Annotated in this window: 18 protein-coding genes and 1 pseudogene; 10 read left to right on the top strand and 9 right to left on the bottom strand. The window is 73.2% G+C overall.

Annotated features, from left to right (window positions below):
* The first annotated feature begins 103 nt into the window (after positions 1 to 103).
* Positions 104 to 1,756, top strand: a complete 1,653-nt coding sequence (locus tag ACFW5B_RS32460; RefSeq protein ID WP_386447674.1) for a DNA repair helicase XPB — start codon at positions 104 to 106, stop codon at positions 1,754 to 1,756.
* Positions 1,757 to 1,798: 42 nt separating this feature from the next.
* Here the strand turns inward: ACFW5B_RS32460 and ACFW5B_RS32455 are convergent, their stop codons facing one another.
* Positions 1,799 to 3,070 carry a glycosyltransferase 87 family protein gene (locus ACFW5B_RS32455; protein WP_386447671.1) on the bottom strand — a complete coding sequence of 424 codons (1,272 nt, stop codon included), beginning with the start codon at positions 3,068 to 3,070 and terminating at the stop codon, positions 1,799 to 1,801.
* Positions 3,071 to 3,254: 184 nt separating this feature from the next.
* Positions 3,255 to 3,464: a hypothetical protein gene (locus ACFW5B_RS32450; protein WP_386447668.1), complete on the bottom strand. Its 210-nt coding sequence runs from the start codon at positions 3,462 to 3,464 to the stop codon at positions 3,255 to 3,257.
* A gap of 357 nt (positions 3,465 to 3,821) precedes the next feature.
* On the opposite strand from ACFW5B_RS32450, the gene ACFW5B_RS32445 reads away from it, so the two are divergent.
* Positions 3,822 to 5,948 carry a HelD family protein gene (locus ACFW5B_RS32445; protein ID WP_386447665.1) on the top strand — a complete coding sequence of 709 codons (2,127 nt, stop codon included), beginning with the start codon at positions 3,822 to 3,824 and terminating at the stop codon, positions 5,946 to 5,948.
* A 65-nt stretch (positions 5,949 to 6,013) separates the two neighbouring features.
* On the opposite strand, the gene ACFW5B_RS32440 is transcribed toward ACFW5B_RS32445, so the two are convergent.
* On the bottom strand, positions 6,014 to 8,233 hold the full coding sequence (locus tag ACFW5B_RS32440) for a serine/threonine-protein kinase (RefSeq protein ID WP_386447662.1): 2,220 nt from the start codon (positions 8,231 to 8,233) through the stop codon (positions 6,014 to 6,016).
* Between the two features lie 178 nt (positions 8,234 to 8,411).
* The gene (locus tag ACFW5B_RS32435; RefSeq protein WP_386447659.1) at positions 8,412 to 9,134 is read right to left on the bottom strand and encodes a copper homeostasis protein CutC; all 723 of its coding nucleotides are present in this window, start codon (positions 9,132 to 9,134) and stop codon (positions 8,412 to 8,414) included.
* Positions 9,135 to 9,493: 359 nt separating this feature from the next.
* On the opposite strand from ACFW5B_RS32435, the gene ACFW5B_RS32430 reads away from it, so the two are divergent.
* A complete protein-coding gene (locus tag ACFW5B_RS32430; RefSeq protein WP_386447656.1) occupies positions 9,494 to 10,177 on the top strand; it encodes a hypothetical protein in 684 nt (227 codons plus the stop codon).
* A gap of 200 nt (positions 10,178 to 10,377) precedes the next feature.
* On the top strand, positions 10,378 to 11,760 hold the full coding sequence (locus tag ACFW5B_RS32425) for a Cmx/CmrA family chloramphenicol efflux MFS transporter (RefSeq protein WP_386447654.1): 1,383 nt from the start codon (positions 10,378 to 10,380) through the stop codon (positions 11,758 to 11,760).
* 59 nt (positions 11,761 to 11,819) lie between these two features.
* Here ACFW5B_RS32425 and ACFW5B_RS32420 read toward each other — a convergent pair whose 3' ends face one another.
* The 3 genes from ACFW5B_RS32420 to ACFW5B_RS32410 all read right to left on the bottom strand — a co-directional run bounded on the left by ACFW5B_RS32420 (position 11,820) and on the right by ACFW5B_RS32410 (position 13,140).
* Positions 11,820 to 12,362 carry a pyridoxamine 5'-phosphate oxidase family protein gene (locus ACFW5B_RS32420; RefSeq protein WP_386447652.1) on the bottom strand — a complete coding sequence of 181 codons (543 nt, stop codon included), beginning with the start codon at positions 12,360 to 12,362 and terminating at the stop codon, positions 11,820 to 11,822.
* Between the two features lie 66 nt (positions 12,363 to 12,428).
* Entirely contained in the window at positions 12,429 to 12,722 is a 294-nt protein-coding gene (locus ACFW5B_RS32415) for a DUF4031 domain-containing protein (protein WP_386447649.1), read from the bottom strand.
* 55 nt (positions 12,723 to 12,777) lie between these two features.
* A complete protein-coding gene (locus ACFW5B_RS32410) occupies positions 12,778 to 13,140 on the bottom strand; it encodes a hypothetical protein (RefSeq protein ID WP_159743865.1) in 363 nt (120 codons plus the stop codon).
* Between the two features lie 130 nt (positions 13,141 to 13,270).
* Here ACFW5B_RS32410 and ACFW5B_RS32405 point away from each other — a divergent pair, with 130 nt between their 5' ends.
* From ACFW5B_RS32405 to ACFW5B_RS32395, 3 genes are all read left to right on the top strand, one after another.
* The gene (locus ACFW5B_RS32405; protein ID WP_386447645.1) at positions 13,271 to 14,218 is read left to right on the top strand and encodes a MurR/RpiR family transcriptional regulator; all 948 of its coding nucleotides are present in this window, start codon (positions 13,271 to 13,273) and stop codon (positions 14,216 to 14,218) included.
* A 128-nt stretch (positions 14,219 to 14,346) separates the two neighbouring features.
* Complete coding sequence (murQ, locus tag ACFW5B_RS32400; RefSeq protein ID WP_386447642.1) at positions 14,347 to 15,285, top strand: N-acetylmuramic acid 6-phosphate etherase; 939 nt, start codon at positions 14,347 to 14,349, stop codon at positions 15,283 to 15,285.
* A 74-nt stretch (positions 15,286 to 15,359) separates the two neighbouring features.
* Complete coding sequence (locus ACFW5B_RS32395) at positions 15,360 to 17,024, top strand: PTS transporter subunit EIIC (protein ID WP_386447639.1); 1,665 nt, start codon at positions 15,360 to 15,362, stop codon at positions 17,022 to 17,024.
* Here ACFW5B_RS32395 and ACFW5B_RS32390 read toward each other — a convergent pair.
* Positions 17,012 to 17,800 (bottom strand): DUF998 domain-containing protein, encoded by a 789-nt coding sequence (locus ACFW5B_RS32390; protein WP_386447637.1) that lies wholly within the window; start codon positions 17,798 to 17,800, stop codon positions 17,012 to 17,014. The genes ACFW5B_RS32395 and ACFW5B_RS32390 overlap by 13 nt on opposite strands.
* Before the next feature lie 302 nt (positions 17,801 to 18,102).
* On the opposite strand from ACFW5B_RS32390, the pseudogene ACFW5B_RS32385 reads away from it, so the two are divergent.
* Both ACFW5B_RS32385 and ACFW5B_RS32380 read left to right on the top strand, forming a co-directional pair.
* A pseudogene (locus ACFW5B_RS32385) lies at positions 18,103 to 18,804 on the top strand (response regulator transcription factor); the annotation flags it as partial.
* Positions 18,805 to 18,947: 143 nt separating this feature from the next.
* A complete protein-coding gene (locus tag ACFW5B_RS32380) occupies positions 18,948 to 20,747 on the top strand; it encodes a sensor histidine kinase (RefSeq protein ID WP_386447634.1) in 1,800 nt (599 codons plus the stop codon).
* Between the two features lie 112 nt (positions 20,748 to 20,859).
* On the opposite strand, the gene ACFW5B_RS32375 is transcribed toward ACFW5B_RS32380, so the two are convergent.
* Entirely contained in the window at positions 20,860 to 21,324 is a 465-nt protein-coding gene (locus ACFW5B_RS32375) for a hypothetical protein (RefSeq protein WP_386447632.1), read from the bottom strand.
* 330 nt (positions 21,325 to 21,654) lie between these two features.
* On the opposite strand from ACFW5B_RS32375, the gene ACFW5B_RS32370 reads away from it, so the two are divergent.
* Positions 21,655 to 22,098 carry a hypothetical protein gene (locus tag ACFW5B_RS32370; RefSeq protein WP_386447629.1) on the top strand — a complete coding sequence of 148 codons (444 nt, stop codon included), beginning with the start codon at positions 21,655 to 21,657 and terminating at the stop codon, positions 22,096 to 22,098.
* Positions 22,099 to 22,428: the final 330 nt, after the last annotated feature.

The following is a 22,428-nucleotide window of genomic DNA, read 5'->3' as shown; positions in this document are numbered from 1 at the left end:
TGGACGTTTGGCCGTATGTGCGGCCGGGACCACGGTCGTGATCAACGGCCGGGCCTGTGGCCGGTACCGGCGACCGCAGGCCGGGAAGCGAAAGGCGAGGCGTGTGAACGGACCCCTCATCGTCCAGAGCGACAAGACGCTGCTGCTGGAGGTGGACCATGAGCTGGCGGACGCCTGCCGGCGGGCCATCGCGCCCTTCGCCGAGCTGGAGCGGGCGCCGGAGCACATCCATACGTACCGGGTGACGCCGCTGGGGCTGTGGAACGCGCGGGCCGCCGGGCACGACGCCGAGCAGGTCGTGGACGCGCTGGTGCAGTTCTCGCGGTATCCGGTGCCGCACGCCCTGCTCGTCGACATCGCCGAGACGATGTCCCGCTACGGGCGGCTGACGCTGGTCAAGCACCCCGCGCACGGTCTCGTGCTGACCACCACCGACCGCCCGGTGCTGGAGGAGATCCTGCGGTCGAAGAAGGTGCAGCCGCTGGTCGGGGCGCGGCTCGATCCGGACTCGGTGGTGGTGCACCCGTCGGAGCGCGGGCAGATCAAGCAGACCCTGCTGAAGCTGGGCTGGCCGGCCGAGGACCTGGCCGGTTACGTCGACGGTGAGGCGCACCCGATCGAGCTGCGCGAGGACGGCTGGGCACTGCGGCCCTACCAGCAGCAGGCCGTGGAGGGCTTCTGGCACGGCGGCTCGGGTGTCGTCGTGCTGCCGTGCGGTGCGGGCAAGACCCTGGTCGGGGCGGGCGCGATGGCGCAGGCCAAGGCCACCACCCTGATCCTGGTGACGAACACGGTCTCGGCCCGGCAGTGGAAGCACGAGCTGGTGAAGCGGACCTCGCTGACCGAGGACGAGATCGGCGAGTACAGCGGGACGAAGAAGGAGATCCGGCCGGTCACCATCGCCACGTACCAGGTGCTGACGACCAAGCGGAAGGGCGTCTACCCGCACCTGGAGCTGTTCGACTCCCGGGACTGGGGCCTGGTCGTCTACGACGAGGTGCATCTGCTGCCCGCCCCGGTCTTCAAGTTCACCGCCGACCTCCAGGCCCGGCGGCGGCTGGGGCTGACCGCGACGCTCGTACGGGAGGACGGCCGGGAGTCGGATGTCTTCTCGCTCATCGGGCCCAAGCGGTTCGACGCCCCGTGGAAGGAGATCGAGGCGCAGGGCTACATCGCCCCGGCGGACTGTGTCGAGGTACGGGTCAATCTGACCGAGTCGGAGCGGCTGGCGTATGCGACGGCCGAGACCGAGGAGAAGTACCGCTTCTGTGCGACCACGGCCAGCAAGCAGTACGTGACCGAGGCGCTGGTGCGCCGCCATCAGGGCGAGCAGACGCTGGTCATCGGGCAGTACATCGACCAGCTGGACGAGCTGGGCGAGCATCTGGACGCCCCGGTGATCAAGGGCGAGACCACCAACGCGCAGCGCGAGAAGCTCTTCGACGCGTTCCGTGAGGGCGAGATCTCGGTGCTGGTGGTCTCCAAGGTCGCGAACTTCTCCATCGACCTCCCGGAGGCGACGGTCGCGATCCAGGTGTCCGGCACCTTCGGCTCCCGCCAGGAGGAGGCCCAGCGGCTCGGACGGGTGCTGCGCCCCAAGGCGGACGGGCACGAGGCGCGCTTCTATTCGGTCGTCGCCCGCGACACCATCGACCAGGACTTCGCGGCGCACCGCCAGCGCTTCCTGGCCGAGCAGGGGTACGCGTACCGGATCGTGGACGCGGACGAGCTGCTGGCGGCGGACGAGGACGTCTGACCTGCCCCGGCCGGGGGGCCGGGCCGGCCTGCGCCGCAGGGCTCAGGCCGCCGGGGCCGCACCGGCCGGCTCCCGGGCGGCGCGCGGCGCGGGCAGGCCGCCGCCCGGCGCCGCCGGCGGCCGCCGGGTCCACCAGATCACCGCCGCCAGCATCGCCAGCCCGAGCAGCGGATACGGGGACGCGAACGGCTGCTGCCACCAGGGGATCCGCAGATCGAGGTCGCCGGTGTGCGGGACGATCCACAGCGAGCGGGCGGTGAAGGCCAGGGTGACGGCGGCCGGCAGCGCCCTGCGCCAGGGATTGCGCCGGGTGCGGGCGGCGAGCGCGATCAGCAGCGGCACGCACCAGACCCAGTGGTGGGACCAGCTGATCGGCGAGACCAGCAGCGCCGTGACGGCCGTGCACAGCACGCCCCAGGAGTCCAGGCCGCGGCGGAGAAAGACCCGGCGGGCGGCCCACAGCCCGGCCGCCGCGGTCAGCAGCGCGGGCACCGCCCAGAGCGGACCGGGCTCGGGCAGATGGAGTGCCCGGGTGATCAGGCCCTGCAGGGACTGGTTGTCGACGATCCAGACCTTGCCGACCCGGCCGGTCTCGTAGATCCGCCGGGTCCAGAACTCGACGCTGGCATCGGGCAGCACCAGCCAGCCCAGCAGCACCGAGGCCAGGAACCCGGCGAGCGCCGTGCAGGCCGCCTTCACCCGGCCGGTGACGAGAAGGTAGACGGCGAAGAGCGCGGGCGTGAGCTTGATGCCGGCCGCGAGGCCGGTGGCGAACCCCTTGAAGCGGGCCCCGTCCGGGCGCGAGAGGTCCCACAGCACCAGGCAGGTCAGCGCGAGGTTGACCTGCCCGAAGACGAAGGTCTGGAAGACCGGCTCCAGCCAGAGGCCGAGCGCGGTGGCGGCCGGCAGGAAGGCCGCGGTGTGCGCGGCCCGGCGCAGGCCGGCGGCCTTGCAGGAGAGGTGGATCAGCAGCGCCAGCAAGGCCGCGTTGACGAGCACGCAGACGACCTTGAGCGTGCCGAGCGAGAGCCAGGTGGTCGGTATGAAGAGCAGCGCGGCGAAGGGCGGGTAGGTGGCCGGAAGCGCCCACTTGGTGACCGTGAAGCCGTAGAGATCACCGCCGCTGGCGGCGGCCTCCCCCTCGGCGCGGTAGACCACTATGTCGGACATCGGCAGCGGCTGGACCTGGTACAGCACCCAGAGTCCGGCGAAGGACGCCATGAGCAGCGCGGCGGCGAGCGCCAGTCGGCCGGGGTGCGCGACGCTCCGCGTCCAGGCCCGTCTCCGTGTCGTCGCACCCTCGGCGGCAGACACCCGCTGTCCCCTCCCCGTTGCCCTGAGTGCACCTGACGCGGTGACGCTAGTGGATCGAGGCCGGTCGCCCGTAGCGGTTTCCGGTCATCACGTGCTGTCCGCATTGTGCGCCGCGTGCGCGCAGGGACGACCGAGGCACGGCTCACGCCGGCACGCGCCGGCCATCTGTCGCGGTGCCGCGGAGTCAGTCGTCCGCGTACTCGCCCATGACGGCGACGCTGAAGGCGGCCGAGGCGAAGACCTTGATCGCACGGAGGGCGTTGCCCACGACATGGCGGTGCTCGTGGGTGGCCGCCGTGCCGGGCCCGGGGTCGTCGCCGAGCGCCGTGGCGCCCTTGACCGGGTTGAGGGAGACGGGGTGGACGGAACCTGGGGGAATCGCTGCGCTGCTCATGACTCCATGATGGAATTCACGCGATTGCAGCACATCGGCCCATAGGTCCATCCCTGTGGGCCGGATGTCCGCCTCCAGACCCATTCCGCCCCCTACGGGAGACCTATGGCGGCCGCCGCCCGGAGCCCGCCGCGGCCCGCCGTAAATGCGTTGGCGCCGTCCTGGGCCGCTGACTACAATCGCGCGTCTGCCTGCCTCCCGTCGAGGAGTGCCGCCGACCGGTCGGAAACCGGCCGGCCCTTCGTTTCACGCCGCTGACCCGCGCACGCCGCATCCGCGCTGTGCACCGAACCGGCCCGCCGCGCCCGCGCTCACCGGCGCGCGCCCGCCGGACGTACCCGCCCCGGAGGCAACGCCGTGCCCTCGCACGCCCACCACCCGACGACGGAACCGCGCACCGACAGCCCCCGCCCCCAACCGGCGTCCGACGACCCGCTGCAACGGGAAAAAGCCCATCTCGCCGCCTCCCGCTCCGCCCTGCGCGCGATGCGGGCGGACGCCGAGGCGCTCAACATCACCGACGTCACCGCGAACTGGGTCAACGCCGAGGTCCTCCAGGGCGAGATCGACGCCCGGATCAAGGCGCTCGCCGACCTCTCGCACACCCCGCTGTTCTTCGGCCGCCTCGACTATCTCCACGCACCGGGCCTCGAACTCGCCGAGGGCGCCGCGGGAGAGAACTTCTACATCGGCCGCCGCCATGTGCACGACGCCGACGGTGACCCCATGGTCATCGACTGGCGCGCGCCCGTCTCCCAGCCGTTCTACCGGGCCTCCAAAAAGGACCCGATGGACCTCAAGCTGCGCCGCCGCTTCGGCTACACCGGCGGCGAGTTGACCGCGTACGAGGACGAGCACCTCACCGACCCGGCCGAGGCGGCCCGCACCAGCGCCCTGCTCCAGTCGGAGATCGAGCGGCCGCGCGTCGGCCCCATGCGGGACATCGTCGCCACCATCCAGCCGGAGCAGGACGAGATCGTGCGCGCCGGGATCGGCGGCACCGTCTGTGTCCAGGGCGCGCCGGGCACCGGAAAGACGGCGGTCGGTCTGCACCGGGTCGCCTATCTGCTCTATGCGCACCGCGAGCGGCTGGCCCGCTCCGGCACCCTCGTCATCGGCCCGAACCGCTCCTTCCTGCACTACATCGAGCAGGTGCTGCCGGCCCTCGGCGAGCTGGAGGTCAAGCAGGCCACGGTCGACGACCTGGTCGGGCATGTGGAGGTGCGCGCCACGGACGAGGCCGCCGCCGCGACGGTCAAGGGCGACGCACGGATGGCGGAGGTGCTGCGGCGGGCGGTCCGTTCGCACATCACGCTGCCCGAGGAGCCCTGTGTGGTCGTCCGTGGTTCCCGCCGCTGGCGCGTACCCGCCTATGAAGTGGAGGAGATCGTCCGGGAGTTGCAGGACCGGGACATCCGCTACGGGGCGGCCCGGGAGGCCCTGCCACAGCGGATCGCCCATGCCGTGCTGGTCCGGATGGAGCAGGCGGGCGAGGCGCCGGACGACCGGGTGCAGGACGCGGTGGCCCGTAACGCCGCCGTGAAGGCCACGGTCAAGGCGGTCTGGCCGCCGGTCGACCCGGCGAAGCTGGTGCTCCGGCTGCTGAGCGACGCGGAGTTCCTCGCCGAACAGGCCGAGGGGATTCTGACGCCCGAGGAACAGAAGGCGATCCTGTGGACGCGGCCCGGGTCGGGCAGGCGGGCGGCCCGCAGTGTGAAGAGCGCCCAGTGGTCCGCCGCGGACGCGGTGTTGATCGACGAGGCGACGGACCTGATCGCGCGCACCCCGTCGCTCGGCCATGTGGTCCTCGACGAGGCCCAGGACCTCTCCCCCATGCAGTACCGCGCGGTCGGCCGCCGCTGCACCACGGGCTCCGCGACCATCCTCGGCGACATCGCCCAGGGCACCACCCCCTGGGCGACGGACACCTGGGAGGAGGCGCTGGCCCATCTGGGCAAGCCCGGTGCGGCCGTCGAGGAGCTCACCCAGGGCTTCCGGGTGCCGCGCGAGGTCATCGGCTATGCGTCCCGGCTGCTGCCCGCCATCGCGCCCGATCTGACGGAGGCCACCTCGATCCGTGAATCGGCGGGCGACTTCGCGATCCGTACCGTCGGCCCGGCGGACCTGACCGCCGCCACCCTCACGGCCTGCGACGACGCGCTGGCGAAGGAGGGCTCGATCGGCCTGATCGCCGCGGAGGCCCGCATCCCGGACCTGCGCTCGGCCCTGGAGGCGGCAGGTGTGCGCTGTCTGGCCCCTGGCGAGGAGACCTCGGCCGAGGCCCGGCTGACCCTGGTCCCCGCCACCCTCGCCAAGGGCTTGGAGTACGACTACGTGGTCCTGGACGAACCCGCCGCGATCGTCGACGGCGAACCGGACGAACGCACCGGACTGCGCCGCCTGTACGTCTGTCTGACCCGGCCGGTGTCCGGTCTGACGGTGGTCCACGCGGCGGCCCTGCCGGAACAACTGGCCGACGGCTGACGGCCCGTGGGGGTGCGCGGCGCCGCGGGGCGCTTCCGGGCCACGGCGTTTTTGCCGCGACGGCGTCAGGCGACCTTGGCGCAGATCATCGTCGTGCCGTCGTAGACGTTCCAGGAGTAGCGGTAGCGGCCCGGCTCCCCCGGGCAGGCGCCGGTGCCCGCCGAGGCCCGCAGGACGGCCGTGACCTGCATGATGTAGCTGAACTCCCGGGGCACCCGGTCGGCGCTGCAGTTCCACACGGTGAGCAGGTTCGCCGGCCCGGGGCGGCCCCCCTGGGCCTTGGCCAGGAAGCACTGCCCCTTACGGAACTGCCGCTCCACACACAGGTTGGTGGACGAGGAGCCCGCACCGCTGTGCCACCAGCCGCCCCGCCCGCCCCCGCTCGGACAGCTCCCGGCCCCGGCCACCCGCAGCACCCGCAGATACGCACTGGCGGCACCGCAGCCGACCCGCACCGGGGCCGTGCGGCTCCAACTGCCGTAGCCGTCCTGGTAGGCGTCGAGGCAGTCGCCGGCCTGTACGGCCGCGAAGGCCGCGTCGACCGCACTGGGCGTACGGGACGCGGCGGCCGTCGGCCGGGCCCCGCTCCCGTCCCCGGTGGACGTACCGCCCGACGATCCGCTGCCCGAACCACCGCTGGAGGACGCCCCGGAGTCGCCCCCACCACTCGACGTCCCGGAACCTGTCCCACCACTTGAGTCCGTACCACTGGACGCCCCGGAACCCGTCCCACCGCTGGAGTACGTGCCGCTCGACGTCCCACTGGACGACCCGCTGGACGTACCGCTCGACGACCCGGACGCGTTCCCGGCCTCCCACGGCTTCCAGACGAAGACCACCAGCGCGATGCACAACAGCACCGCCCAGCCGCAGCCGCCACCGGACGACGAGCCGGTGGTCTGCGGGGCGGCGGTCTTCGAGGCGGTGGGCTTCGAGGACTTCGGGGCGGAGGACTTCGGGGCGGACGACGCCTTCGACGAGCCGGCCGAGGCGGTCTTGGCCGAGGCACGGGCCCGCCGCTCCCGCTCAGCCCGCTCCCGCTCGGCGCGCTCCCGCCGCTCCCGCTCGGCTCGTTCGCGCTCGGCGCGCTGCCGCCGCTGCTCCTCCGCGGCCTGCGCGGTCGCCCGCGCCCTGGCTTGCGCCCGCTTCCGTTCCTCCGCCTCCTTGCGCTCCCGCGCCCTGCGCGCCGCCCGCTCCTGCTCTTCCTGCCTCTGCCGCGCCGCCCGGGCCTCCCGCTCCTCCCGCTCGCGGCGTGCGGCCGGTCCCTCCTGCTTCTGGCCCGTGGCCCGTTCCTCCGTATAGCGGCGGGTGGGCCCCGGCGGCGGAACCTGCTCCGTCCGCGCGTCGGCGGTGGTGGCCGGCCCGCCACCGCCCTTGCGCAGGGCCCGCCCCTGCGCCTCGTACTTCTCGATCAGCGCCGTCCACCGCGGCGGCAGCCAGCGCTCACCGCGCCGCGAGGTCGGCCAGCGGTCGAGTTCCTCCAGGAACTGCCGCAGCAGATCTGCCGGTTCGGGCCGTTCCTCCGGAGCGGCCGCCAGGCACGGCCGGATCAGCGGGGTCAGCTCCCGGGGCAGGCCCGTCAGATCGAGTGCGCCGCGCTGTACGAGTGTCAGCAGCCGGATCGTGTCGGCGGTTTCGGGGTACGGCGGGCGTCCGACGGCGAGATGGAAGAGCGTCGCGCCCAGCGAGTACACATCGGACGCCGTGGTGGACGGTTCGGCGCGGGCCTGTTCGGGGGAGGTGAACGCGATGGTGCCCAGCGTCAGCGACGTCCGGGTGATGTCGTTGGCGTGCGAGATCCCGAAGTCGATGAGCCGGGGCCCGGCCAACGGCAGCAGGATGTTCTGGGGTTTGACGTCCCGGTGGACGATGCCCGCGTCATGCAGGATCACCAGGGCCTGCGCGGTGCCCGCCGCGATCCAGCGCACCGCGGAGCCGGGCAGCCGTCCCGCGCTGCGGACGAGCTCGGAGAGCGCGGGCGCCGGTATGTACTCGATGGCCATCCAGGGGAGTTCGGCGTCCGGGTCGGCGTCGCGCACCCGCGCCGTATAGGCGCTGTCGATCCGCCGCGCCAGCGTCACCTCGCGGGCGAACCGCCGCCGGTCGGTATCGCTGACGACGCCCTCGGCGAGCAGCGTCTTGACCGCCACCAGCGACCCGTCGGCCGAGGACCGCGCCAGATAGATCCGCCCCATGCCGCCCGAGCCGAGCCGCCCCAGCATCCGGTAATCACCGAGCTGCCGCGGATCGTCACCACCGAGCGGCTTGACTCCCATACCCGCCATGGCGTGCCACCCTCCCCCTGGTCCCCCCGTCGTGACACTCGTCAAACAGTGCCACGCCAACGGAAGTTGAGGAAGCGGGCCGGGCGGCGTCCCCGGGAGCACGACTGCCCCCTTCCACCGGGGGCCACCACCCCGGCCCCCTCAGCCCCTCAGGCCCCCGCAAGCCCCACCCGGTCCATCAAATCCGCTGGGCGACGGGCGCATCCAGCGCCTCCCGCCACTCCCGTACCGCCGCCACCTCCACCGGCGCCGACCATCCGCCGGGCCGGGCGGCGCCCCCGATGTGGAACGCGTCGAGACCCGCCGCCCGCAGCCTCGGCAGATGACCGAGCCGCAGTCCGCCACCGACCAGCATCCGCGGCCCGTACCCGGGCTCACCCGCCGCTGTACGCGCCTGCTCGGCCAGCAGCGTCGGCAGCCCCTCGTCGACCCCCTGCGCCGACCCGGCCGTCAAATACGTGTCGAGCCCCGCGGCCCCGTCCACCGCGGCCAGCTCCTTGCGCAGCGCGTCCCGGTCGGCGGCCCGGTCGATCGCCCGGTGAAACGTCCACCGGCAGCCGTCGATCACCTCGGCCAGCGCCGCCACCGCGGCAAGATCCGGCCGCCCGTCCGGCGTCAGAAACCCGAGGACGAACTCCTCGGCGCCCGCCGCCCGCAACGCCGCGGCCTCCTCACACAGCGCCGCCACCGCACCGGCCGCGAACCCGTCGGCGGCCCGCAGCATCACCCGCAGCGGAAGCCTGACGGCCGCCCGGACCGCCGCGAACGTGGCCCGGGGCGGCGTGAGCCCGTCAGCCGCCATGTCGGTCACCAACTCCAGCCGATCGGCCCCACCGGCCTCGGCGGCCACGGCGTCCTGCGGGCCGAGCGCGATCACCTCCAGCAGCGCGCGCTTGCTCATAAGATCCCATCCTCCGATACCGGCACAACGAGACGGACCCCAACAGGTCTAGTCCAATATCCCAGCCTAAGCGCGCCCGCCCCTCCGGACACCAGCCCACCCCCCGCCACACCCGGAATCCGCCCATACGCCGCACGCTTCCCAGCTCGGCGCGCCCCCCACCACGGTGCGCTCCGTCACGACCGCGCGCCCCACCACGGCGGGCCCGCCGCCACCGGACGCCTCCCCGCCTCCCGCTGCGGACCGACCACCGCCCCGCGCTCCCGCTTCGCACGCCTCCTCACCCCAACGGTCCGCAGACCTGACCGGACCTCACCCGCCACCCCTGAATGCCCGGAGCCCGAGGCACAATGGCTCGTATGACCTCCGTGTCCCGTACGGCAGACACCACCGGCCCGGTGCCGGAGCTGCGGCAGCGCTGGGCCGACACCGTCGCCGCGGCCCGCGGCACCAAGAAGCCCACGGCCCCCGACCCCACCCCGTACGCGGACAACCTCCTGTCCCGCTGGCGCGAACCCCAACGCCGCTACCACACGGTCGACCACCTGGCCGCGGTCCTGCTCCGCATCGACGAACTGGCCGAGCACGCGGACGACTTGCCCACCGTCCAGTTGGCGGCGTGGTTCCACGACGCCGTCTACCGCCCGGAACGCTCCGAGAACGAGGAGCGCAGCGCGGCCCTCGCCGAACGCGCCCTCCCCGAACTGGGCGTCGGCGCGGCCCGCACCGCCGAGGTCGCCCGCCTCGTACGGCTCACCGTCACCCACGACCCGGCGCCCGACGACCCCGACGGCGAGGTCCTCTGCGACGCGGACCTCGCGGTGCTCGCCGGCTCCCCCGACCAGTACGCCGCCTACGCCGCCGCGGTCCGCGCCGAGTACGCCTTCGTCCCCGACCCCGACTTCACCACCGGCCGCTCCGCGGTCCTGACCCACCTCCTCTCCCTCCCCCGCCTCTTCCGCACCCCCCGCGGCTACGACCTCTGGGAACACACGGCCCGCCGCAACCTGGCCACGGAGCTTGATCTGCTGCGGGGGGCGTAGGGGGTGCCTGCCGGCCGAAGGCTGGCGAGGGGTACCGGACGCCCCCTCCGACCAGCCACCCACGCCGAGTGGGCAAACGGCGCCGAGCCCACGGCACCCCGCACCACGTAGGCGCACGGCCGCCGCCGCCACCGGCACCGGCACCGGCACCGGCACCGGCACCGGGAATGTAAGCCGTCCTACCGCTGTTAGTAGCTGACATGCCCGCACAGCCCGACCGCCCCCGCCTCCCCATCGCCGTATACGTCCTCGGCCTGTCCGTCTTCGCTCTCGGCACGTCCGAGTTCATGCTCTCCGGCATCCTCCAGCCCCTCGCCCGCGACCTGAACGTCTCCATCCCGCAGGCCGGCCTGCTGGTCTCCGCCTTCGCGATCGGCATGGTGATCGGCGCCCCGGTGCTCGCCGCCGCCACCCTCCGCCTCCCCCGGCGGACGACCCTGATCGCGCTGCTCGCCGCCTTCGGCCTCGGCCAGGTGGCGGGCGCGCTGGCCCCCACCTACGGCGTGCTGTTCGTCTCGCGCATCGTGAGCGCCCTGGCCTGCGCCGGCTTCTGGGCGGTCGGCGCGGCGGTAGCCGTCTCGCTGGTGCCGGTGACCGCGCGGGCCCGCGCCATGGCCGTCATGGTCGGCGGCCTGAGCATCGCCAACATCGCGGGCGTCCCGGCCGGCGCCCTGCTCGGCCAGCACGCCGGCTGGCGCGCCGCCTTCTGGGCCGTGGCCGCCCTGGCCGCGATCGGCCTGCTCGGGGTGGTCGCGCTGGTGCCCCGTACGGCCGTGCCCACCGGCGAGGACCGCCCGCAGCTGCGCCGTGAGCTGACCATCTACAAGGACAAGCAGGTCTGGCTGGCCCTGACCGCCACCGCCCTGAACGGCGCCGCGGTCTTCGCGCTCTTCTCGTACCTCTCGCCCCTGCTGACCGACACCGCCGGCCTCGCCGAGAGCTGGGTGCCGACGGTGCTCGCACTCTTCGGCGTCGGCGCGCTGACCGGTACGTTCATCGGCGGCCGGATCGCCGACGCACACCTCTTCGGAACGCTCTTCGGCGGCATCGCCGCCTCCACCGCCGTGCTGGCCGTCCTCGCGCTGACCGCGCACAGCCCGGTCGCCGCCATCGCGCTCTCCCTGATGCTCGGGGTGACCGCGTTCACCACGGCCCCGGCCCTCAACGCCCGGATGTTCAACGTGGCGAACGCCGCGCCCACGCTGGCCGGTGCGACCACCACCGCGGCGTTCAACATCGGCAACACCCTCGGCCCCTGGCTCGGCGGGCTGGCCATCGGCACGGGCTGGGGCTACCCGTCCGTGGCCTGGACCGGCGCCGCGCTGGCGGCGGGGGCCGTGCTCACCACCGCCCTCGCCTTCCGGCTGCACCACAGGACGGCCCGCTCCCGGCTGGTCGCCTCCTCCACCACGGCCACCCCGGCGGCGCACGCCACACCGACCGCACAGCCGACGGAGACCGGACTCCCGCCGGAGACCACGAAGGCAACGGAGACCGTGACGACAACCGCAACCACAGACGCCACGAAGACCACCGACGCGAGGGAAACCGCGGACGCAACAGGGGCGCCGGGCCACCCCTGACACCCAGGGGACGGGCGCCACGGCCCGGCCGCCCCCGCCCGTCCTCCACGCCCCGCCCCTCACACCCCGCCGTCGAACGTCCACCGCGTCTGGCTGTAGGTCTCGCCCCGCCCGAAGCCGAAGGCCTTGACGGGCTCGACCCGGAAGACCACGGCCCGGTTGCTCTCCCCGTGGAACGCACCGTCGCGGACGTCGAAGTGCCAGTCGCTGCCGTACTTCTCGGCGTACAGATCGGTCAGCCGGCGCAGCGTGGGCTCGTCGTGCACCGCCACCGCGTCGCCCTCGACGACCACATCGAGCCCGGCGTGCAGGTCGTTGCCGCCGGCGGTCGCCGTCGCCAGCACACAGTGCGCGTTGGCCGCGAGGTTCTTGGCCTTGCGCTCGCCGGGCCCGGTGCAGAAGTGCAGCGCGCCGTCCGACCAGACGGCGAGCAGCGGGGTGACATGGGGGCGGCCGTCGGGCCGGACGGTGGTGAGCCAGAAGATCTCCGCCTCGGTCATCCCGCCGACGGCGGCGGACCAGGCGGTCGCCGTGGCGTCCGCACTGCTGTAGTTGGGGTCGAGGTCGGTGGCCGGTTGTCCGCCCTGTTCGCCGGCTGACATGGCTGTCCCCTTTCGGTGCGGCGCACGGTCAATGCCATCGTGCGGGGACCCGCCGCGGCGCCGCCGCTATGACGCGCCGCGGTGGGCCGTACGGGGCGCCGGCCGGTTCTTGGGGCGGCGCAGACCGGCGGCGGTCAGCCGGCGCAACAGCTCCTTGGAGCCGACCTCCACCGCTCCGGCGCGCACCGCATCGCCGTACCGCTCCGCCGGCAGGTCGTAGTGGTCGCGCTCGAACGCCCGCCGGGGCGCGCCGATCCGCGCCGCGAAGGAGTGCAGTTCGTCGAAGGACTGGTCACTGACCAGATGCGACCACATACGGCCGTGCCCCGGCCACATGGGCGGATCGATATAGATCGCCACGTCAGCGCTCCGGCCGTATCGCCGGATCAGCCCGCCGCACCATCAACCACCCACCTCAGCCTTCCGCCGGCGCGCCGAGCCGCCCGACCCGGGCCACCGCGACGGCCGTCTTGGGGCAGACCCAGTGCGGATCGGTCCCCAACTCCGGTTCGACATCGAGCGCATGGGGATCCCCCGACTCCGTGCACACGGGGCACAACGGCCAGCGGCCGTAACGGTCCAGGAGGGCGTCCTGGACGTCCTGCGCTATCAGTCCTGCGACGAATGCCGCGCCTTCAGGCCATTGCTCCACCCACCACCGGCGGTGGACGACGGCGTCCTCGACGAGCGAGACGATGTCGGCGTCGGCCACCTTGTCCGCCATCAGGTCGGCGAGCACCAGCGCCCGCGCGGCGTGCAATGCCTGTTCCATCTCCATGCCCCCCATTGTCTCCCGGCCGCCCGCCGCCCAGCGCAGTTGTCCACAGCCCGCCGCGGATCATGCGCTCTGTCCACAGCACTCACGGAGGGTATTGACGCGGGGCGGTCGATGAAATTACTTTTCAAGCGTGAGTAGCAGCGTGAAGGAAACTTTCAAGGACGTGGCCGTCGAGACCCGACCGGCCCCGGCCCCACCCGCCCCCGCGGCGCTGGCCGCCAAGGTCCGCACCCTCGCACCGACGATGACCCGTTCCATGCAGCGGGTCGCGGAGACCGTGGCGAGCGACCCGGCCGGCTGCGCCGCCCTCACCGTCACCGGCCTCGCGGAGCGCACGGGCACCAGCGAGGCCACCGTCGTACGGACGTCCCGCCTGCTCGGCTACCCGGGCTACCGCGATCTGCGCCTCGCGCTCGCCGCGCTCGCCGCGCAGCAGGCGGCCGGCGGCGCCCCCGCGGTGACCGCGGACATAGCGGTCGACGACTCCCTGGTCGATGTCGTCGGGAAGCTGGCGCAGGAGGAGCAGCAGTGCCTCGCCGACACCGCCGCCGCGCTGGACGTCACCCAGCTGGAGGCCGCCGTCGCCGCGCTCTCCGGCGCCCGCCGTATCGATGTGTACGGCATCGGCGCCTCCAACCTCGTCGCCCAGGACCTGGTCCAGAAGCTGCTGCGCATCGGCCTGATCGCGCATGCGCACGCGGACCCGCATCTGGCCGTGACGAATGCCGTGCAGATGCGCACCGGCGATGTCGCCATCGCCATCACGCACTCCGGGCGGACCACCGACGTCATAGAGCCCCTGCGGGTGGCCTTCGACCACGGTGCGACGACGATCGCCATCACCGGCCGCCCGGACGGCGAGATCGCCTCGTACGCGGACCACATCCTGACCACGTCCACGGCCCGCGAGAGCGAGCTGCGCCCGGCCGCGATGTCGTCCCGGACGAGCCAGCTGCTGGTCGTGGACTGCCTGTTCATAGGTGTCGCGCAGCGTACGTACGAGACCGCGGCCCCCGCGCTGTCCGCCTCCTACGAGGCCCTCGCGCACCGCCACTCGCCGCGCAACATCCAGCACTGACCTCGCACCGCCCCGCCGTTGCGGGCCTGCGTGCCGCCGGGGCGGCACGGGTGGGCACGACGGCACCCGGCAGCGGGTCAGCACCGTCACGGCCCCCACGAGCCCGACCCGAAAAGAGCCGCCACGCCATGACCTCCGCCTCCGATGACGCCCAGCTGCGTGCCCAGTTGGACACCCTCACCACCGAGGCCTTCCGGCCCGAGCTCGCCGAGATCGACCGCCGCCCCACCCTGGACATCGCCCGCGCGATGAACGACGAGGACGCCACGGTCCCCGGCGCCGTCGCCCGGCGGCTCCCGGAGATCGCCGCCGCCATCGACGCCACCGCCGCGCGGATGGCCCGCGGCGGCCGGCTGATCTACGCCGGGGCCGGCACGGCCGGCCGTCTCGGGGTGCTGGACGCCAGTGAGTGCCCGCCGACCTTCAACACCGACCCGTCCGAGGTGCTCGGGCTGATCGCGGGCGGCCCGTCCGCGATGGTCAGCGCCGTCGAAGGCGCCGAGGACAGCACGAAGTTCGCGATCGAGGACCTGACCACGATCGGCCTGACCGGCCTGGACACCGTCGTCGGCATCTCGGCCTCCGGCCGTACGCCCTATGCGATCGGGGCCGTCGAGCACGCCCGCGCCGTGGGTGCGCTGACCATCGGCCTGTCCTGCAACGCCGGTTCGGCGCTGGCGGCGGCCGCCGAGCACGGTATCGAGATCGTGGTCGGCCCCGAGCTGCTGACCGGCTCCACCCGGCTCAAGGCGGGCACCGCCCAGAAGCTGGTGCTCAATATGCTCTCGACCATCACCATGATCCGGCTGGGCAAGACCTACGGGAATCTGATGGTCGACGTCCGCGCCTCCAACGAAAAGCTGCGGGCCCGCTCGCGCCGTATCGTCGCGCTCGCCACCGGCGCCTCCGACCAGGAGGTCGAGACGGCGCTCCGCAGCACGGACGGCGAGGTGAAGAACGCCATCCTCACCCTGCTGGCCGGCGTAGACGCCCCCACCGCCGCCCGCCTCCTCGACGCCGCCGACGGCCATCTCCGCGCCGCCCTCCAGGCCGCCGAGGACCACTGAGCCCCTGACCGTTGCCCGCCACGCCCGTACGGCCCGACTCCGCACCTCGTTGACCGCACAGCAAGGCACCGCACATGACCGAAGAACAGCACCGCGCCACCGCTGCCGCGCTTCTCCCTCTCGTCGGCGGCGCCGGAAACCTCACCTCGATCGCCCACTGCATGACCCGGCTCCGCCTCGGCATCCGGGACCGTTCGCTGGTTCAGGACGCGGCCCTCAAGGCGCTGCCGGCGGTCCTGGGCGTGGTCGAGGACGACACGTACCAGATCGTGCTGGGCCCCGGGACGGTCGCCCGCGTCACCCCTGAATTCGAGCGCCTGGTGGAGCAGTCCCGCGACACCGCGCCCACCACTGCCCCGGAGCCCGCCGAAGCGCCCGTCACTCCACCCTCCGGCGCGCAACACCCCCCGATCCCACCGGCTCCCGCCACCACCGCCGAGGATCTGGCCACCCAGGGCGCCGCACTCAAGGCCCGGCAGAAGTCCCGGAATTCCACCCCGGTGAAGCTGTTCCTCCGCCGGATCGCCAATGTCTTCGTCCCGCTGATCCCGGCCCTGATCGGCTGCGGCATCATCGCCGGTATCAACGGCCTGCTGACCAACCTCGGCCTGCTGCCTTCGGTCGCCCCCGCGCTCGCCGCCATCGCCTCCGGCTTCATGTCCCTCATCGCCGTCTTCGTCGGCCACAACACCGCCAAGGAGTTCGGCGGCACCCCCGTCCTCGGCGGCGCGGTCGCCGCGGTCATCGTCTTCCCCGGCGTCACCCACATCAGCGTCTTCGGCAGCCATCTCTCCCCAGGCCAGGGCGGCGTACTCGGTGCGCTGGCCGCGGCGCTGCTCGCCGTCCAGGTGGAGAAGCAGTGCCGCAGGGCCGTCCCCGAGGCACTGGACGTCCTGGTCACACCCACCTTGACGGTCCTGGTCACGGGCCTGGTCACGCTCTTCGGCCTGATGTACGCCGCGGGCCAGGCCGCCACTGCCATCGGCACGGGCGCCAACTGGCTGCTGGCCCACGGCGGCGCCTTCGCCGGCTTCGTGCTGGGCGGCCTCTTCCTTCCCGTCGTCATGCTGGGCCTCCACCAGGCGCTCATCCCCCTGCACACCACTCTCATCGAGCAGCAGGGCTACACCGTCCTGCTGCCGATCCTCGCCATGGCCGGCGCGGGCCAGGTCGGCGCCGCGATCGCCGTCTACCTCCGCCTCCCCCGCAACCGCTCCATCCGCAGAACCATCAAGTCGGCGCTGCCCGCGGGCTTCCTGGGCGTCGGCGAGCCGCTGATCTACGGCGTCTCGCTCCCGCTGGGCCGCCCCTTCATCACCGCCTGCCTGGGCGGAGCCTTCGGCGGCGCCTTCATCGGCCTCTTCCACCAACTCGGCGACACGGTCGGCTCCACCGCCATCGGCCCTTCCGGCTGGGCCCTGTTCCCCCTGGTCAAGGGCAATCACGCCCCGGCCACCACCCTCACCGTCTACGCCCTGGGCCTGGCCGTCGGCTACCTCACCGGCTTCCTCGCCACCTACTTCTTCGGCCTCAGCAAGCAGCTGCGTACGGAGCTGAACACCGCCACCGACAGCAGACCCGGCCTCACGGCCCCTGGAGCCCCTGCGGCCGCCTCGGCCCCTGCGGCCCCCGCGACCGCCGAGCCCGAAGCGGCAACCGCGGGAAGCCCCACCGCACTCGGAGCACCGGCCGTCCCGGGAGCACCACCAGGCGCCAAGGCGCCACCTCAGGTGCGATGAAAGGGGCCTGCGGTGTCGTCGGGGTCCGTGGTGCGCACGCCAGGGCATCCGGCCGTGCTCGTGCCGGTGCCGATGCGGGTGCCGATGCCCGTTCCGGTGCCGGTGTGGTTGCCGATGCCGGTCCTGTTCCTCGCCGACTCGGCGGCGAGCAGGGCGAACCACGCCCCCACCAGCAGGAGATGGAGGCGCTGTGGGATGCCGTGCCAGCCGGGGTGGCCCAGCAGCGGGCCCACCGTGCAGAGGGCGGTGAGCAGCGCCACGGCCAGGACGCGTGGGCCCCAGCGGCGGATCAGTGGCAGTTCGGCGCCTTCCGCCGCGGCGGCGTGGCTGAGCAGCGCCATCGAGGCGAAGAGGAAGAAGTGGGCCAGGGCGCTGGTGACGGTGTGCCAGAGATGCACCGGCTCACAGCCCGGTTCCCGCGAGGGCGCGCACCGCATCGGCAGCAGGACATCGGCCAGCGACGACAGCCCGAAGCCGACCAGCGCCGGCCGTCCCATGCGCACCCACCGGCCCGCCGCACGGCCGTACGCCAACACGGCGGCCGGCACGACCAGTACGGCACAGCCGCTCTCGATGGCGCCGAAGAGGGGGCGGTAGGGCTGGTCGGCGGCGTACAGCTCACTGACGTACGAGTGGCGCGGGTCCAGGCCGGTCGGCAGCAGGAACTCCAGCAGCCAGCTGTTGTAGAGCACCGCGGCGGCGGCGAACAGCAGGGCACCCGGTGTGCTCGTACGCGCCGTTCCCGGCACCGGCGTCATATCGAGCCCGAGATCCACCGTGCCACCGTCCCGCCGCCGCTCCACCACCGTCAGAGACCCTTCGTAGTGGAAATGCCTCGATGCGCAACGACCGACGCGAGGCGGCCACAGAGAACCCACAAGATTGCGGATTACGGTCGCGCCGCGGCTACCTCGCAGGGCGTGCCGTCGGTGGGTGGGCCAGTGAACCGGGACGGCGTCGACAGTGAACTGCAACCAATGCGGTAGCTCTGTGGTCCAGGGGCCGGACGGCCGATGGTGCTGCAACAACTGCGGGGCGAGCGGATGAGCCGCCCGCTGAGACGAAGGCGGAGCCTGGAATGTGCGCGGCGAAGCGCCAGGACCGAGTCCTGGTGGTCGATGACGACGCGATGATCCTGCGTTCCCTCGGGCGCGGCCTCCGGCTGAACGGGTTCGCGGTGGCGCTCGCCGAGGACGGTCCGACGGCCCTCGCCGAACTGGCCGAGCAGCCCCCGGACGTGGTCGTCCTGGACGTCTCGCTGCCGGGCCTCAGCGGCACCGACATCTGCCGCACCCTGCGCGCCAACGGGGACGAGGTGCCGGTGCTGATGCTGTCCGCGCTGGACGAGCTGGCGGACCGGGTCGCGGGCCTGCAGGCCGGGGCCGACGACTACCTGGTCAAGCCGTTCGCGCTCAAGGAACTGGTGCTTCGGCTGCAGGCCCTGCTGCGCCGCCGCCCGCCCGGGGGCAGGGACGAGGTGCAGGTCGGCGACCTCGTCCTCGACACGGCGGCCCGCGAGGTGACGTACCAGGGGGTGCCGGTCCGGCTCACCCGGCGGGAGTTCGAGCTGCTGGAGGTGCTCGCCCGTAACGCGGGAGTGGTGCTCACCCGTGACCAGCTGCTGGACCGGGTGTGGGGCTACGACTTCGCCGTCCGCACCGATGCCGTCGACACCTTCGTGAGCTACCTCCGCCGCAAGCTGGAGGCCGGGGGGCGACCGCGCCTGGTCCATACGGTCCGCGGCGTCGGCTTCGTCCTGCGGGCGGACGAAGGGGTGGGCGAACGGACGGGCGGCGAGGGAGCGGGCGGACGTGCCGCCGGACGGACGGGCGGCGGTGCGGCCGGAGGTATGGACGGACAGGCGGACGGACGGACGGCAGGGCACGCGGCCGGCCGGACCAACGGCCGGGCGGGTTCCGCACGATGAGGCTCGCGACCCGGATCGCCGTCGCGATGGGTATCGCCATGCCCCTGCTGGTCCTGGGCTCCGGGCTGCTCCTGCTGCGCCTGGTCACTCATGACGTGCACGCCGGGCAGGACGCCCATCTGCGGGAGCGGGCGGCGGTGCTGCTGCCGCTGGCCAGGGGCCTGCTGCGGACCAAGAACAGCGGGCACCCGCAGAAGGCGGCGAACCAGGAGCGACGGCTGCTCGACGCGGGCCTCGACGTCGGGGTACGGCTCCTCACGTCCGCGGACAAACCGGGGGCACCCGGCAACGGCGGCGGGAACGGCGGGCAGACCGGCGTCACGGCTGGCCGGAACGGCAGCGCCGACGGTCAGGACACGGCCGGGCAGAACACACCCCCCGGCGGGCAGAACGGAACCTCGTACGGGCAGAACACCGGCGAGGGCAACACGACCGCGGGCGGGCAGGCCATCACGGGCGGGCGGCCGCCGTACCGGGTGGTGGCGCAGGCCGGACCCCAGCCCGCCGGCACCGTCGCCCTGCCGGACGCCGCGCCCGGCCCCGTCAACGTGCGGTCCCACGGGAAGGCCTGGCGCGCGCTGTCGGTGGAGGTGCACGGCTCGGGCACCCGGGCCCCGCACGGCACGCTGTGGGTGTTCTCCCGCGGATCGGCCGGGAGCGACAAGATCGACACCGTGCAGCAGCGCATCATCCTCGTGGCGCTGATCACCGCACCGCTGACCGGGCTGCTCTCCCTGGCCATCGCCGGACGCGCCACCCGGCCGCTGCGCCGGCTCCAGCGCCGGGCCGGCGGGCTGGACCCCCGCACCACCACGGCCCGTCTGGACCACACCCCGTCCCGGATCACCGAGGTGGACGACCTGGCCCGCACCCTGCAGACCGTCCTCACCCGGTACGACGAACAGGCGGCGCGGTCCCAGGAGGCGCTGGCCACCGCGCGGGCCTTCTCCGCGACCGCCTCGCACGAACTGCGCACCCCGCTGATGGGCATGCAGACCAATCTGGACATCCTCGCCGACCACCCGGACCTCGACCCGGCCGACCGTGCCGAGGTCCTGGACGACCTGCACGCCGGACAGCAGCGGCTGATGGGCACGCTGACCGCGCTCCGGGCGCTCGCCCAGGGCGATCTGGTGGAGGCCGACGCCTTCGGCCCGGTGGACCTCTCCGAGCTGGTCGCCGTGGCCGTGGACGAGGTGCAACGGCACCACCCCGGCGTCCGGTTGACCGTGTACCTCGCCCCCGGGCTGCGGTTGAGCGCCTGGGAGCCGGGGCTGCGGATGGCGGTCGAGAACCTGCTCCGCAATGCGGTGGTCCACGGGAGCCGGCCGGGCGTACCGGCGCGGGTCGAGGTGACGCTGCGGCCGGACGGCTCCCCGGCGGAACCGGTCGCCGTGCTCACCGTGGACGACGAGGGTCCGGGCATCGCGCCGGAAGGGCGCCGGCAGGTCTTCCAGCGGTTCCACCGGCGTACGGACAGCCCCGGCTCCGGACTGGGGCTGACCATGGTCGCCCAGCAGATCGCCCTGCACCGCGGCACCGTCGAGATCATGGACCGGCCCACGGGGACCGGCACCCGGTTCGAGGTGCGGCTGCCCCGGCCCAATGACGTGGAGGCCGACACCCGCACCCTGCAACTGCCGCTTCGTCGAGCCTGGTTGAGCGAGATCCCGGGCGAGCGCTCCACCCCGGGGACCACGTCGGGGCCCATATCGGGTTCCGCATCAGGGCTTGCGCCGGGGTCCACCTCGGGGTCTGCGCCGGGGGACATACCGGGGTCCGCCTCGGAGTCGTAGTCAGGTCCCTGAGCCAGGACCCTGAGTCCGAGCCGGGGCCCTGGTCAGGCCCCTGACCACGACTCCGAGGCCCGAGCCAAGGCCCCCGGCCCGCCCCAGGCAGCTCACCCCCTCAGCTCTCCCGCCACCCCGCTTCCCTGCCCACCCGTCTCGTCACCCGGCTCTCCCCCGCGGAGCAGGTCACCGAGCGGAAATGGCCGTCGACCTCGGCGACCCAGTACGCATCGGCGAGCGTGACCGCCTGGACGCTCACGCTGCGCCGCCACGCCCGGAAGGTCGCCTCGACGACATCGGCGCCGGGCGGCAGTTGCCCCCACGCCAGCGACCAGCGCGCCTCCGTCCCGCCGCTGCGCCGCGCGCCCCTGAGGGGCGAGACGCAGAGCGTGCTCACGACGGACACATCGATCAGTCCGGCCCCGCTGTGCACCTCCAGCGCCGGGCGGCCCTCGGAACCCCGCGCGAGGCGCAGCAGCCATCCGCTCAGGGGCAGCCGCAGGGCACGGGCCCCCGGGACGGTGAGGGTGGCTGAGCCCGTACGGGACGGCTCGTCCGGTATGCGGAAATCACCGTGGTCCACTGTGCCTCCCGGGGTTCGACGGCTCGGTGCCTGCGCTGTCGCTGCGTGCGCTGTCGCCGAAGCGGGCGCGGACGCTCAACTGACCCGGAGCGTAGAAACCTTCCTTGTGGATTCCTTGTGTCCGGCGAACGCCTCCCGGGCCGCTGACCTCGCCCCTTAGGGGGAAGCCCGCACACCGCCCCGAGTCACAAGATCCCCACAAAGAACGTCCCTACGTTCCCTGCCACCGGCCGGTCCGCTCCCCCGGGAGGCCGGACGCGGCCGCGTCCATCCGCTTCCGGAAACCCTGCGTTTCCGGACAGCCATTCGCCCCTGGAAGGGAGCACCACCATGCAGCGTCCCAAGACCGCCGTGGCAGGAGTACTCGCCGGACTCACGCTCGCCGGTTCCCTGCTGGCCACGGCCGGGCCGGCGAACGCGACAAACGCCGACGGCCCGGCCTCCGCGCCCACGGCAACGACTCCGAAGACCGGCCACCAGAGCAAGGGCAAGAGCCTCTGCGAGCGGGTGCCCCGCATCGAGAAGCGCATCAACAAGGCGCTCGACCGGCTCAACGGCGATGCGCACACCCGCGGTTCGATCGCACGGATGGCGGCGCGCGTGACGAAGGCCCAGTCCAAGGGCCACAAGGAGGTCGCCACGTTCCTCCAGGACCGGCTCACCCACCGCAAGGAGCTGAAGCCGAACCTCACCCGGCAGCTCCATGACCTCAAGGCCGTCGCGACCTGGTGCGAGAAGACGAAGGACGACGCCAAGGACGGCAGCGGCTCATGAGGCGACGGCCCCGGCGGATCGCACTGCTGCTGACGGCGGCGGTCGCGGTCCCGGCCCCGGCAGCCATCGGCTGTCCAGGACACTCCGGCTGAGCAGCCGGTACGAGCCGGACGACCGGCTCGGACCGACCCGGCACCGGACCGGGCGAACCACCGGACGGGACCACCCGACAGACCACCGGACTCCTGCCCGGCACAACCGCCCACCCCCCAAACAAAGCCGCCGGGGCGGCACCCCCCCACAGGAGGGGGGCGCCCCCGCGGACCAAGTGGCGTGTACCCGGGAGTTAAACGTGGCCCTCCCCCGGGGATCAGAAGTCCAATTAACCCC

This window comes from Streptomyces sp. NPDC058773 (assembly GCF_042746015.1).
In the GTDB taxonomy this organism is placed as follows: Bacteria; Actinomycetota; Actinomycetes; order Streptomycetales; family Streptomycetaceae; genus Streptomyces.
Note: the sequence above shows the minus strand (reverse complement) of the source record. Positions and strands in the feature narration are given on the sequence as shown.

Coding starts and splice junctions, on each gene's coding strand:
- ACFW5B_RS32435 (WP_386447659.1), bottom strand. CDS start 9,134: ATGAGCAAGCGCGCGCTGCTGGAGGTGATCGCGCTCGGCCCGCAGGAC.
- ACFW5B_RS32420 (WP_386447652.1), bottom strand. CDS start 12,362: ATGTCAGCCGGCGAACAGGGCGGACAACCGGCCACCGACCTCGACCCC.
- ACFW5B_RS32450 (WP_386447668.1), bottom strand. CDS start 3,464: ATGAGCAGCGCAGCGATTCCCCCAGGTTCCGTCCACCCCGTCTCCCTC.
- ACFW5B_RS32395 (WP_386447639.1), top strand. CDS start 15,360: ATGACCGAAGAACAGCACCGCGCCACCGCTGCCGCGCTTCTCCCTCTC.
- ACFW5B_RS32425 (WP_386447654.1), top strand. CDS start 10,378: ATGCCCGCACAGCCCGACCGCCCCCGCCTCCCCATCGCCGTATACGTC.
- ACFW5B_RS32440 (WP_386447662.1), bottom strand. CDS start 8,233: ATGGCGGGTATGGGAGTCAAGCCGCTCGGTGGTGACGATCCGCGGCAG.
- ACFW5B_RS32370 (WP_386447629.1), top strand. CDS start 21,655: ATGCAGCGTCCCAAGACCGCCGTGGCAGGAGTACTCGCCGGACTCACG.
- ACFW5B_RS32410 (WP_159743865.1), bottom strand. CDS start 13,140: ATGGAGATGGAACAGGCATTGCACGCCGCGCGGGCGCTGGTGCTCGCC.
- murQ (WP_386447642.1), top strand. CDS start 14,347: ATGACCTCCGCCTCCGATGACGCCCAGCTGCGTGCCCAGTTGGACACC.
- ACFW5B_RS32430 (WP_386447656.1), top strand. CDS start 9,494: ATGACCTCCGTGTCCCGTACGGCAGACACCACCGGCCCGGTGCCGGAG.
- ACFW5B_RS32380 (WP_386447634.1), top strand. CDS start 18,948: ATGAGGCTCGCGACCCGGATCGCCGTCGCGATGGGTATCGCCATGCCC.